This window comes from Streptomyces sp. NBRC 110028, assembly GCF_001417735.1.
Lineage (GTDB): Bacteria > Actinomycetota > Actinomycetes > Streptomycetales > Streptomycetaceae > Streptomyces.
On the sequence record NZ_BBUZ01000023.1, the window covers coordinates 82,126 to 94,655 of the forward strand.

Annotated in this window: 8 protein-coding genes; 1 reads left to right on the forward strand and 7 read right to left on the reverse strand. The window is 71.5% G+C overall.

The annotated features are described in order from the left end of the window. Positions 1-106: 106 nt before the first annotated feature. Positions 107-2,218, reverse strand: a complete 2,112-nt coding sequence (locus ASC60_RS05545) for a phosphocholine-specific phospholipase C (RefSeq protein WP_055547408.1) — start codon at positions 2,216-2,218, stop codon at positions 107-109. Positions 2,219-2,578: 360 nt separating this feature from the next. Here ASC60_RS05545 and ASC60_RS05550 point away from each other — a divergent pair, with 360 nt between their 5' ends. Beyond that, the gene (locus tag ASC60_RS05550; protein ID WP_055547409.1) at positions 2,579-4,075 is read left to right on the forward strand and encodes a M81 family metallopeptidase; all 1,497 of its coding nucleotides are present in this window, start codon (positions 2,579-2,581) and stop codon (positions 4,073-4,075) included. 120 nt (positions 4,076-4,195) lie between these two features. Here ASC60_RS05550 and gatB read toward each other — a convergent pair whose 3' ends face one another. From gatB to ligA, 6 genes are all read right to left on the reverse strand, one after another. Then, on the reverse strand, positions 4,196-5,701 hold the full coding sequence (gene gatB, locus ASC60_RS05555; protein WP_055547411.1) for an Asp-tRNA(Asn)/Glu-tRNA(Gln) amidotransferase subunit GatB: 1,506 nt from the start codon (positions 5,699-5,701) through the stop codon (positions 4,196-4,198). Positions 5,702-5,715: 14 nt separating this feature from the next. Next, positions 5,716-5,955, reverse strand: a complete 240-nt coding sequence (locus ASC60_RS05560; protein ID WP_055547413.1) for a hypothetical protein — start codon at positions 5,953-5,955, stop codon at positions 5,716-5,718. After that, complete coding sequence (gatA, locus tag ASC60_RS05565; RefSeq protein WP_055547415.1) at positions 5,952-7,445, reverse strand: Asp-tRNA(Asn)/Glu-tRNA(Gln) amidotransferase subunit GatA; 1,494 nt, start codon at positions 7,443-7,445, stop codon at positions 5,952-5,954. The genes ASC60_RS05560 and gatA overlap by 4 nt, the downstream gene beginning before the upstream one ends. 5 nt (positions 7,446-7,450) lie before the next feature. After that, positions 7,451-7,747 carry an Asp-tRNA(Asn)/Glu-tRNA(Gln) amidotransferase subunit GatC gene (gatC, locus tag ASC60_RS05570; RefSeq protein ID WP_055547417.1) on the reverse strand — a complete coding sequence of 99 codons (297 nt, stop codon included), beginning with the start codon at positions 7,745-7,747 and terminating at the stop codon, positions 7,451-7,453. Between the two features lie 179 nt (positions 7,748-7,926). Further along, entirely contained in the window at positions 7,927-10,011 is a 2,085-nt protein-coding gene (locus ASC60_RS05575; RefSeq protein WP_055547419.1) for a bifunctional diguanylate cyclase/phosphodiesterase, read from the reverse strand. A gap of 280 nt (positions 10,012-10,291) precedes the next feature. Continuing rightward, positions 10,292-12,526: an NAD-dependent DNA ligase LigA gene (gene ligA, locus ASC60_RS05580; RefSeq protein WP_055547425.1), complete on the reverse strand. Its 2,235-nt coding sequence runs from the start codon at positions 12,524-12,526 to the stop codon at positions 10,292-10,294. Positions 12,527-12,530: the final 4 nt, after the last annotated feature.

Consider the following 12,530-nt stretch of genomic DNA (forward strand, 5'->3'; position numbering starts at 1 on the left):
GGCGTGATGTGCTTGTGACCAAAGCACTGTGTCAGCCGGAAAAGATCCTTTGTCCCCTTTGTGGGCTTCGCCACATCCGGAGCAAGCACCTCCGGCAGCCATGGGCTCAACCGCTGACCGAGGGACGCCCGTTCTCGATGTGCCCGGTGAGGCGGCGATGGAAGGAGGAGTCGCCCTCCGCCGTCAGCACCAGGTCGTACCAGCCGTGGCCCTCCTTCGCCGAGAACTCCACGGCCCGCGTCGAGCCCGCGCGCACGCTCACCGCCCGCTGCCGCGCGTCCGCGTCGGCCACATAGGCGCGCGGGCGCACGGTGACCTCGATCGTGCGCTCCCCCTTGTTGGTGATGGTGAGCGTGAGCTGCCGCCGGCGGGCGTCGATGCCGCCGCGCACCCGCAGCCCGGCGGCGGCGCCGTCGGCCGTGCCCCGGAACTCGCGGCGGAAGCCGTTCGGCCCGGTGACGACGACGTCATAGGCACCGTCCCGCACCGGCACGTCCCAGGTGGACAGGGTTCCGGGGGCCAGGTCGCGGTGCTGGGGCTCCTCGTACTCGCCCGCGTACGGGAAGAGGATGATGTGCGCGCTGCGCACCCCGGCGTTGGCCAGCGCCAGCCGCATGACCCCCGCCCGCGGTTCGAAGACGCCGGACACCTCCGGCTGATACGGCAGCGGGCGGGCCGGACGCGTACCCTCCTCCTGCCGTGGCATCCGCTGGTCGGCGGGCGGCCGCGGCGTCCAGTGCGCACGCTCCGGCGGGGGCGGCCCCGGGTGGCGCGGCGTCCGCGGGGCGGCGGCACCGCCGAAGGCGAAGGCGCCGGTCAGGTCGCCGCACACGGTACGGCGCCAGGCGGAGACGTTCGGCACCTCGATGCCCAGCCACTTCTCCAGGAAGCGGGTGGCGGAGGTGCGGTCGAACAGTTCGGAGCAGACGTAGCCGCCGACCGTCCACGGCGAGATCACCAGCATCGGCACCCGCATCCCCAGGCCCAGCGGCCGGCCCTGCCACCACTCCTCGGCCACGTCGGCGGGCGGGTTGGGCGGCACCACATGGTCGAAGAAGCCGTCGTTCTCGTCGTAGGTGAGGAAGACCGCGGTCTTCCGCCACACCTCGGGGTGGGCGGCGAGCGCGTCCAGGACCGCGTACGTGACGGTCGCGCTGTGCGCGGGGGTGGAGACGTCGGGGTGCTCGGAGTCCAGCGGGGACGGCACCAGGTACGACACCGCGGGAAGCCGCCCGGCCGCCACGTCGGCGCGGAACGCCTCCTCGAAGCCGCCCTCCGGCGCCCGGCGCAAGCCCCGTTCGAACAGCCGCCGCTCCTCGTCGTCGAGCTTGGCCAGACCCGCTTCCAGCCCGTCGAGAAGCCGCCGCCGCCCGGCGCCGGACGCTTCCCGCACCGCGGTGTAGAACGCGTTCGTGCTGGTGAAGCCCAGCCCGGCCAGCGCCTTGCGGGCCACGCCCTTGAACGGCCGGTAGAACTCGATGTTGTTGTCCTGGAAGTTGTCCCACTCCTGGTAGACCTTCCAGCTCACCCCGGCCCGCTCCAGCACCTCGGGGGTGGTGGTCCAGTCGTAGCCGGGGTGGCTGTCCTCCTCGTACGCGTCGTTGCCGACCGCCCGCTGCCCGCCCGGTTCGTAGCCGGTGGTGCCGCTGACCCAGTAGTTGCGGTTGGGGCTGGTGGAGGAGTGGATGGCGGAGTGGTAGGCGTCGCAGATGGTGAACGTGTCCGCCAGCTCGTAGTGGAACGGGATGTCCGCACGGTCGAAGTGGACCATGGTGGCGGGGGACTTGGCGGCGATCCAGTTGTCCATCCAGCCGCCGTTCCAGGCCCTCGCGCCGCCGTCCCAGGAGTGGTCGAGCTGGCCCACGAAACGCAGATCCTCGCGCTGCGCCTCGGCCGCCCCGCGCGCCCCGAAGGGCAGGACGTGGCCGCCGCCCGGCTTCGGCTGCTCGAAGACGTTTCGTCCGCCGGGGAGGGTGACGGAGTTGGGGTCGGCGTAGCCGCGGACGCCCCGGAGCGTGCCGAAGTAGTGATCGAAGGAACGGTTCTCCTGCATCAGCAGCACCACATGCTCGATGGCGTCGAGGCCGCCGGGCGGCGGGGCGGGCTGCGCGGCGAGGGCGGCCTGGAGCGACGGCGGCAGCAGCGAGCCCGCCGCGACCGCCCCCGTCGCGCCGGCACCGAGTGCGACCAGCTTCCGGCGTGCGATGTCCGATGCCACCTGTGCCTCCCTGTCCGTGAGCGTCCCCACGGGAAGCTAGTGCCGCGTCAGCCAAGGTTCACCCCGCTCGCCGCCCTGGCACGGCCATCTGCGGCGTTGCCGAATCGACCGAGTAGGCCCACTACGAGGCCGATCCGGCGCCTTGCATCTGACCGCACCAGGACGCCTCGCTACCGGGCAAACCTTGGCTGACGCGGCACTAATGAGAGCAGATGGCCGGTGCACGTCCCCGGCGTTACGGAGCGGCGGCCGGGAGCGGGAGGGAAGCGGCCGGGGCTCCCACGCGAGATCGTCGCTCCGCGCGCTCAACCGGCCGAGCGCATACCGTGGGCGCCATCCGAACGCCGAAAGCGAGACACCATGGCAGCCTCCGCCTCCCGTGCCCCCTCTCCGCGCCGTCGCCTGCGGATCGGCATCGGCGGCATGCACATCGAATCCAGCACCTTCAGCCCCCACCGCGCCGGCTACGACGACTTCCGGGTCACCCGCGGCGACGACCTGCTGGACCGCTACGACTGGACCCGTCCGGACGGCGACCTCTCCGAACACGTCGAATGGGTGCCCCTCGTGCACGCCGTCTCGCTCCCCGGCGGGCCCATCGAGCCCGCGACGTACGCCCGCCTCAAGGCCGAACTCACCGACCGCATCCGGGCCGCCGGCCCCCTCGACGGGCTGGTGTACGACATCCACGGCGCGATGAGCGTCGTCGGCATGGACGACGCCGAGGGCGATCTCACCGACGCGGTACGGGAGGCCATCGGACCCGACGCGCTGATCTCCGCCGCCATGGATCTGCACGGCAACGTCTCACGCCGCTTCGCCGACCGCCTCGACCTGCTCACCGCGCACCGGCTCGCCCCGCACGAGGACGCCTGGGAAACGCGTGAACGCGCCGCCCGCAAACTCGTCGAACGCCTCACCTCCGGCAAGGGCCGCCCCCACATCGCCTGGGTCCAGATCCCGGTGCTGCTGCCCGGCGAGAAGACCAGCACCCGCCTGGAGCCCGCCGCGTCGCTCTACGGGCGGCTCGCCGCCGTCGAGGCGCTGGACGGGGTCGTGGACGCGGCGATCTGGGTCGGCTACGCCTGGGCCGACGAACCGCGCTGCCGGGCCACGGTGGTCGTCACCGGTGACGACCCCGCACTCGTCGTCGACCAGGCGCGGTCGCTGGCCCGCGAATACTGGGAGGTGCGCCGCGACTTCACCTTCGTCGGCCCCACCGGCAGCGCCGACGCGTGCATCGCCGACGCCCTCGCCTCCCCCGACCGCCCCTTCCTCATCAGCGACTCCGGCGACAACCCGACCGCGGGCGGCGCGGGCGACCTCGCGTATCTGCTCGGCCGGTTGCTCGCCCACGACGACCTCGCCTCCGGCCGCGTCACCGCCCTCCATTCCGGCATCACCGACCCGGCGGCGGTCGCGCGGTGCTTCGCCGCGGGGGTGGGCGCGACGGTCTCGCTCTCGGTCGGCGGACACATCAGCGGTGCCACGGCGCACGGCGGCGCGTACGAACTGACCGGCGAGGTGGTCGCGCTCCGCCCCGGCGACGAGGTCGGCGGCGACCTCGCGGCGGTGCGGCGCGGCGGGGTCACCGTGATCCTCACCAGCCGCCGCAAGCCGTTCCATCGGGCGGCCGACTTCGGGGAGCTGGATCCGCGGACGTACGACCTGGTCGTGGTGAAGATCGGCTACCTGGAGCCGGAGCTGTACGAGATGGCGGCGGACTGGCGGCTCGCCCTGTCCCCGGGCGGGGTGGACCAGGACCTGCTGCGGCTGGGCCACCGCCGGGTGGTGCGGCCGCTGTACCCCTTCGACGACCCGATGCCGGAGCCGGACCTGACCCCGGTGCTGCTGTAGCCCCACCCCGCCCCGCCGCCGCCCCGAAAGCCGGGGCCCCGCGGCGCGGGGCCGCACACGGGACGGCGGCGGGGCGCACAGCTCGCGCCCCGCCGCCGACACCGCATCCAGCGGAAAGCGTCAGCCCTCTACGCCCAGCTTCTCCAGGATCAGCTCGCGCACCCGCGCCGCGTCCGCCTGGCCACGCGTGGCCTTCATGACGGCACCGACCAGCGCACCGGCCGCCGCGACCTTGCCGCCGCGGATCTTGTCCGCGATGGCGGCGTTCGCGGCGATCGCCTCGTCCACGGCCGTGCCCAGCGCGCCCTCGTCCGAGACGACCTTCAGGCCGCGGGCGGCCACGACCTCGTCCGGGGAGCCCTCGCCCGCCAGCACGCCCTCGATGGTCTGGCGGGCCAGCTTGTCGTTGAGGGAGCCCTCGTCGACCAGGGCGCAGACCCGGGCGACCTGGGCCGGGGTGATGGGGAGGGCGGCCGGCTCGACGCCCTCCTCGTTGGCGCGGCGGGCCAGCTCGCCCATCCACCACTTGCGCGCGGCACCGGCGTCCGCGCCCGCGTCGATCGTCGCGGTGATGAGGTCGATGGCGCCCGCGTTGAGGACGGACTGCATCTCGTGGTGCGAGATGCCCCATTCCTCCCGCAGCCGGGTGCGCCGCACCCGCGGCAGTTCGGGGAGGTCGGCCCGCAGCTTTTCGACCCACTCGCGCGAGGGGGCGACCGGCACCAGGTCCGGCTCGGGGAAGTACCGGTAGTCCTCGGCCTCTTCCTTGACCCGGCCGGGCGTCGTGGAGCCGTCCTCCTCGTGGAAGTGACGGGTCTCCTGGATGATCGTCCCGCCGCCGCCCAGCACCGCGGCGTGGCGCTGGATCTCGAAGCGGGCGGCGCGCTCGACGGACCGCAGCGAGTTGACGTTCTTCGTCTCGGAGCGCGTGCCGAACTTCTCGGCGCCGTGCGGCCGCAGCGACAGGTTCACGTCGCACCGCATCTGGCCCATCTCCATGCGCGCCTCGGAGACCCCCAGCGCCTTGATGAGTTCGCGCAGTTCGGCGACGTACGCCCGGGCGACCTCGGGGGCCTTCTCCCCGGCTCCGACGATCGGCTTGGTGACGATCTCGATGAGCGGGATCCCTGCCCGGTTGTAGTCCAGGAGGGAGTGCGAGGCGCCGTGGATGCGGCCGGTCGCGCCGCCCACATGGGTGGACTTGCCGGTGTCCTCCTCCATGTGGGCGCGCTCGATCTCGACGCGGAAGATCTCGCCGTCGACCTCGACGTCCAGATAGCCGTTGAAGGCGATCGGCTCGTCGTACTGCGAGGTCTGGAAGTTCTTCGGCATGTCCGGATAGAAGTAGTTCTTCCGGGCGAAGCGGCACCATTCGGCGATCTCGCAGTTCAGCGCGAGACCGATCTTGATGGCCGACTCGACGCCGGTCGCGTTGACGACCGGCAGCGAGCCGGGCAGGCCGAGGCAGGTGGGGCAGGTCTGCGCGTTGGGCTCGGCGCCCAGGGTGGTGGAACACCCGCAGAACATCTTGGTCTTGGTGCCGAGTTCGACATGGACCTCGAGCCCCATCACGGGCTCGTAGGCGGCCAGGGCGTCCTCGTACGACACCAGTTCAGTGACGGTCACGGAAAACTAACCTCTCAACCCGCGAGGACGTCGTCGTCGCCCAGGCGCTTCAGCTCGCGGACGAGCAGGGCGACGCCGGTGGCGATGGCGGCGGCGGACACCAGCGCGTCGGCCAGCTGCAGCTTGTCGTTCTCGAAGCGGGCCTTCTTGGCCTGCTTGATCACGCTGACCGCGCCGAACAGCGAGGTCGCGATGGACACGTAGGTGCCGGGCTTGGACTTCTTGAAGCCCTTGGCCTTCTGAATCGCACTCATAGCGACGGTGCCTCCTCAAGCAGCGGGTGGCCCCAGCGTTCGGTGAGCGCGGCCTCGACCGCGGCACCGACCCGGTAGAGCCGGTCATCGGCCATGGCGGGAGCGATGATCTGCAGTCCGACCGGCAGACCGTCCTCCGGCGCCAGGCCGCAGGGCAGTGACATGGCCGCGTTCCCCGCCAGGTTCGCGGGAATCGTGCACAGGTCGGCGAGATACATCGCCATCGGGTCGTCGGCGCGCTCGCCGATCGGGAAGGCGGTGGTCGGGGTGGTCGGCGAGACCAGCACGTCGACCTGCTCGAACGCGCGCTCGAAGTCCCGGGTGATCAGCGTGCGGACCTTCTGCGCCGAGCCGTAGTACGCGTCGTAGTAGCCGGAGCTGAGCGCGTACGTACCGAGCATGATCCGGCGCTTGACCTCCGCGCCGAAGCCCTCCGCGCGGGTGAGCGCGGTGACCTCCTCGGCGGACTTGGTGCCGTCGTCACCCGACCGCAGGCCGTAGCGCATGGCGTCGAAGCGGGCCAGGTTGGACGAGCACTCCGACGGCGCGATCAGGTAGTACGCCGCCAGGGCCTTGTCGAAGGACGGGCAGGAGATCTCCACGATCTCGGCGCCCAGCTCGCGCAGCAGCTCCACCGACTCGTCGAAGCGCTGCATGACGCCGGCCTGGTAGCCCTCGCCCGCGAACTCCTTGACCACGCCGACGCGCATGCCGCGCACGCTGCCGTTGCGGGCGGCCTCGACGACCGCCGGGACGGGGGCGTCGATGGAGGTCGAGTCGAGCGGGTCGTGCCCGGCGATCACCTCGTGCAGCAGCGCCGCGTCCAGCACCGTGCGGGCGCAGGGGCCGCCCTGGTCCAGCGAGGACGAGAAGGCGACCATGCCGTACCGGGAGACCGCCCCGTATGTCGGCTTGACGCCGACCGTGCCGGTGACGGCGGCCGGCTGGCGGATGGAGCCGCCGGTGTCGGTGCCGATGGCCAGCGGGGCCTGGAAGGACGCCAGGGAGGCGGAGGAGCCGCCTCCGGAGCCGCCGGGGATGCGGGTGAGGTCCCACGGGTTGCCGGTGGGCCCGTACGCGCTGTTTTCGGTGGAGGACCCCATGGCGAACTCGTCCATGTTGGTCTTGCCCAGCACGATCACGTCCGCGGCCTTGAGCCGCTGGGTCAGCGTCGCGTCATACGGCGGGATCCACCCTTCGAGGATCTTGGAGCCGACGGTGGTCGGGATCCCCTTGGTGGTGAAGATGTCCTTGAGCGCGAGCGGAACCCCGGCCAGCGGGCCCAGCTCCTCGCCACGCGCCCGCTTCTCGTCGACGGCGCGGGCCTGCGCGAGGGCGCCCTCGCGGTCCACGTGCAGGAAGGCGTGCACCTTCTCGTCGACGGCCTCGATACGGGCCAGATGGGCTTCGGTGACCTCGACGGCGGTCAGCTCGCCGGAAGCGACCTTGGCGGCGATCTCCGCCGCGGTGAGCCTGATCAGATCGGTCATGCGGGTCAGTCCTCCCCCAGGATCTGCGGCACCTTGAAACGCTGCTGCTCCTGGGCCGGGGCGCCGGACAGCGCCTCGTTCGGGGTCAGCGACGGACGGACCTCGTCCGGCCGCATGACGTTGGTCAGGGGCAGCGGGTGGGAGGTCGGCGGTACGTCTTGATCGGCGACCTCGGAGACGCGGGCCACCGCGCCGATGATGTCGTCCAGCTGTCCGGCGAAGTGATCCAGCTCTTCGGCCTTCAGCTCCAGACGCGCCAGCCGTGCGAGGTGGGCAACCTCCTCGCGCGTGATGCCAGGCATGCAGCGATCCTCAGGGTGAGTGTGAAGTGTTTTCCGGCCCCAATCCTATGGCGCCCCCCACACCCGGCGCGAAACGCTTTGGTACTGCCTGTCGTGGGCACCCGTCCCGCAGGGCGGGACGGGTGGGCACAACCCACCCACCGGTCCGCACCCGCCGACGAAACCGCACGGCGCGCGCCCTACGTGACGGCGTCCTCTTCCGCAGGGGCAGCAGCCTGCTCCTCGCGGCGCCAGCCGCTCTCGCCCCGGGCCCGCAGCCACGCCGTCGTCTCGTCGGGCGGCATCGCCGCGGCCACCAGCCAGCCCTGCACCGCGTCGCAGCCGAGATCCCGCAGCCGCTCCCAGGTCTCGTCGTCCTCGACGCCCTCGGCGACGACCAGCAGGCCCAGCGAATGCGCGAGATCGACAGTGCAGCGCACGATCTCCGCGTCCTCGTTGTCCACGGCGAGCCGGGCCACGAACGAGCGGTCGATCTTCAGCTCGCTCACCGGCAGCCGCCGCAGATGGACGAGGGAGGAATACCCCGTGCCGAAGTCGTCCAGGGACATCTTCACCCCGTGCCCGGTGAGCCCGGCGAGGGTGTCGGCGGCCCGCTGCGGGTCCTCCAGCAGCACGTGCTCCGTTATCTCCAGCTGGAGCGCCCCGGCCGGGACCCCGTGCCGGGCGAGCCGCCCGGCGACGGCACCGGCGAAACCGGGGGTGTGCACATCGCGCGGCGAGACGTTGACGGCGACCGGCACCTCAAGGCCGTCGGCGCGCCAGCGCGCGACCTGGCCGAGCGCGGTCTCCAGGACGTACTCGGTGAGCCGGGGCATCAGCCCGGAGCTCTCGGCCATGGCGATGAACTCGTCCGGCGGCACCTTCCCCCGGTCCGGGTGCACCCAGCGGACCAGCGCCTCCAGTCCGGCGACATGGCCGTCGAAGCCGACCTTGGGCTGGTAGTGCAGCTCGACGTCGCCCGCGTCCAGGGCGCGCCGCAGATCACCCAGCAGGCCGAGCCGGTCGGGGGTGTTGCCGTCGCGCCGCGCCTCGTACAGCTCGACGCCGCTGCGGTCCCGCTTCGCCTGGTACATGGCGACGTCCGCGCGGCGCAGCAGCCCCTCGGCGTCGAGGGCGTGGTCGGGGTAGACGGCGACCCCGGCGCTGGCCTCCAGCACCAGGGTCAGCCCGTCCAGGTCGAGCGGCGAGCCGAGGTCGCCGACGAGGACGCGGGCGCTGCGCTGGGCGCTGGTGAGCGAGTCGGTGGTGGGCAGCAGGACGGCGAACTCGTCGCCGCCGAGCCGCGCCACCTCGGCGCCGCGGGGCAGCGCCAGCCGCAGCCGCTCGGCGATCTGGAGCAGCAGCCGGTCGCCGGCCAGATGGCCGAGGGTGTCGTTGACCGAGCGGAAGCGGTCGAGGTCCAGCAGGACGAGCGCGGTGCGGGCCCCGGCCCGCTCGGCCTCGTCCAGCGCGGTCCAGGTGCGCTCCAGCAGCCACTGGCGGTTGGGCAGGCCGGTGAGCGGGTCGCGCAGCTGCTCCTCGGCCCGCACCCGGGCGATCCACAGCGTGGAGTCGAGGGCGACGAGCGGCACCGCGAACAGCGGGAGCAGCAGCGGGGTGTCCCCGGCGACGACGACGATGAGCGGGGAGATGCCGAGCAGCGCGATCCCGACGAGGGCCTGCCGGAGGAGGGCGGTGCGGGCGACGGTGGGCAGTCCGGCGCCGGGTGGCGCGAGGGAGTACCACAGCAGGGAGCGGGTCACCGCGAGGTAGACGAAGGCGGCCAGGATCGTCTGGGGGACGGCGGAGGCCTGCCATGTGTCGGTGTGCCAGGGCTGTTCGACGGAGGGGGTGGTGCCGAAGGCGGCGAGGGTGAGGGCGGCCGCGCCGACGCCGAGGATGTCGACCGCGCCGTGCAGCGCCGCCTGCCGCCAGCGGTGCCGCCGGGCGGCGCCGACCAGGACGACGACGGCGAGGCTGACGAGGGTGGCGGGCATCCAGCCGTAGAGCAGGAGCGCGGCAAGGGTTAACGCGGCGCCCGATCCGGTGCCGCCCCACCAGCGGTCCCGGCCGAGGGCGACCAGATGGCCGACGATGATTCCGGTGAGGACCGCGAGCGACCAGCCCACGGTGCCGTCGGGAAAGAGCGCATGGCCCGCGTCGAGCACTCGGAATACTCCGATGCCGAGTGCGAAAGCGGCCATGGCGACCGCGGCGGCGGGCAACACGGGCAGCAGAACCCGGCGCAGCCGCGACGCCGGTGCGGCGCTTTCGGTCGGTTTCATACCCGTCCCTCTCACAGCCGGCGGTGCCAGCGCCACGGCAGGCGCACACCTCAACAGTAGGCGGCAGAAGGGGATGGTGGGCGGCGATCGGCAGCGGTTGCCCGAATGCCGCCCGACGATCCATAACCTTCTGGTATGCGCTGTAAGGGTGATGCCCGCTGGCTGTGCCCGGGAAGTGCTCCCAGTCGTATTCCGGCCAGCTTTGAACTGTTGTGGAGCCCAAGATGGCCGGACTACTGCGCCGTACGGGTGGTTGGACTACTCCTCGTGAGCGACCTGACTACCCCTCGGACTTCTCTCCCGGTTCTTCCGCCGCCTCTCCCCCGGTCTCCTCCGGTGGTGTTACGGCGACCTCGCGGGCGGCGTCGGGGCCCTGTTCGAGGAGGACGCCAAATCCGTCGTCATCGAGCACGGGGACCTTCAACTGCATGGCCTTGTCGTACTTCGATCCGGGATTGTCGCCGACGACCACGAAATCGGTCTTTTTCGAAACAGAGCCGGTGACTTTCGCACCACGGTTCTGCAGCGCCTCCTTGGCGCCGTCCCGGGTGTGCGATTCCAGCGTGCCCGTGACCACCACGGTCAGCCCCTTGAGCGGCAGCGGGCCCTCGTCCTCGCCCGCCTCCTCCTCCAGGCGCACCCCGGCGCGCCGCCACTTCTCCACGATCTCGCGGTGCCAGTCGACGGCGAACCACTGCTTCACGGAGGCGGCGATGATTCCGCCGACGCCCTCGGTGGCCGCCAGCTCCTCCTCGTCGGCCTCGGCGATCCGGTCCAGCGAGCGGAATTCCCGGGCCAGCGCGGCGGCCGCGACCGGGCCGACGTGACGGATCGAAAGGCCGGTGATGACCCGGGCCAGTGGGCGCTGCTTGGCGGCCTCGATATTGGCCAGCATCGCCAGGGCGTTCTTCTTCGCCTCGCCCTTCTGGGTGGCGAAGAAGGTGACGACCTTCTCCTCGCCCGACTCCGGATCGCGCTTGGGCAGCCCGCTGTCCGGATCCATCACATACGAGCGGATGGGCAACAATTGTTCGATCTTCAGATCGAACAGATCGCCCTCGTCCCTCAGCGGCGGTTCGCTGGGCTCCAACGGCTGGGTGAGGGCGGCCGCGGCGACATAACCGAGGTTCTCGATGTCCAGGGATTTCCGCCCCGCGAGATAGAAAATCCGCTCGCGCAGCTGCGCCGGGCAGGACCGGCCGTTGGGACACCGCAGATCGACATCGCCCTCCTTGGCGGGCTGCAGCGGGGTCCCGCACTCCGGGCACTCGGCCGGCATCACGAATTCGCGCTCGCTGCCGTCCCGCAGATCGGCGACCGGTCCCAGGATTTCCGGAATGACATCGCCCGCTTTACGCAGCACCACAATGTCACCGATCAGTACACCTTTGGCCTTGACCACGTCCTGGTTGTGCAGTGTCGCGAATTCGACCTCCGAGCCCGCGACTGTGATCGGCTCAACCACCGCATAAGGCGTCACCCGCCCCGTGCGCCCCACGCCCACCCGGATGTCGACCAGCTTGGTGTTGACCTCCTCCGGGGGGAACTTCCACGCGATCGCCCAGCGCGGCGCCCGCGAGGTGGAGCCGAGCCGCCCCTGCAGCGGGATCTCGTCCAGCTTGATGACCGCGCCGTCGATCTCGTGCTCCACCGAGTGCCGGTGCTCGTTGTCCCCGTAGTACGCGATGTACTCGCGCACGCCCTCGATCGTGTTCACGACCTTGAAGTGGGCCGCGGTCGGCAACCCCCACTCGTGCAGCAGCTCATACGCCTGGGACAGCCGGTCGATGGCGAAGCCCTCGCGCGCGCCGATGCCGTGGACCACCATGTCCAGCGGGCGGCCGGCGGTGATCTTCGGGTCCTTCTGGCGCAGCGAACCCGCCGCCGCGTTCCTCGGGTTGGCGAACGGCGGCTTGCCCGCCTCCACCAGCCGCGCGTTCAGCTCGTCGAACGCCTTCCTGGGCAGGAAGACCTCGCCGCGCACCTCCACCAGCGCCGGGACGCGGTCGCCCGTCAGCCGGTTGGGGATCTTGGCGATGGTGCGCACGTTGGGGGTGATGTCCTCGCCGGTGCGCCCGTCGCCACGGGTCGCGGCGCGGGTCAGCCGCCCGTGCTCATAGGTGAGGTTGACCGCGAGACCGTCCACCTTCAGCTCGCACAGGAAGTGGTACGCGCCGGTGCCCAGCTCCTTGGCGATGCGGTCGGCCCAGGTGGCCAGCTCGTCGTCGTCGAACGCGTTGTCCAGGCTGAGCATCCGCTCGCGGTGCTCGACCTCCGTGAACTCCGTCTCGTACGCCCCCGCGACCTTCTGGGTGGGCGAATCGGGGGTTCGCAGCTCGGGATGGTCCTCCTCCAGCGCCTCCAGTCTGCGCAGGAGCCTGTCGAACTCCGCGTCGCTGACGACCGGGGCGTCCTTCACGTAGTACCGGAAGCGGTGCTCCTCGACCTGCTCAGCGAGCTTGGCGTGCTCATCCCGTGCCTCCGTGGGCACCGTCGACTGCTGTTCGCCGGCCACCGTG

Excerpts from the sequence above, each read along its gene's own strand:
- ASC60_RS05550 (WP_055547409.1), top strand. The coding sequence starts at position 2,579 with ATGGCAGCCTCCGCCTCCCGTGCCCCCTCTCCGCGCCGTCGCCTGCGG.
- ASC60_RS05560 (WP_055547413.1), bottom strand. The coding sequence starts at position 5,955 with ATGAGTGCGATTCAGAAGGCCAAGGGCTTCAAGAAGTCCAAGCCCGGC.
- gatA (WP_055547415.1), bottom strand. The coding sequence starts at position 7,445 with ATGACCGATCTGATCAGGCTCACCGCGGCGGAGATCGCCGCCAAGGTC.
- gatC (WP_055547417.1), bottom strand. The coding sequence starts at position 7,747 with ATGCCTGGCATCACGCGCGAGGAGGTTGCCCACCTCGCACGGCTGGCG.
- ASC60_RS05575 (WP_055547419.1), bottom strand. The coding sequence starts at position 10,011 with ATGAAACCGACCGAAAGCGCCGCACCGGCGTCGCGGCTGCGCCGGGTT.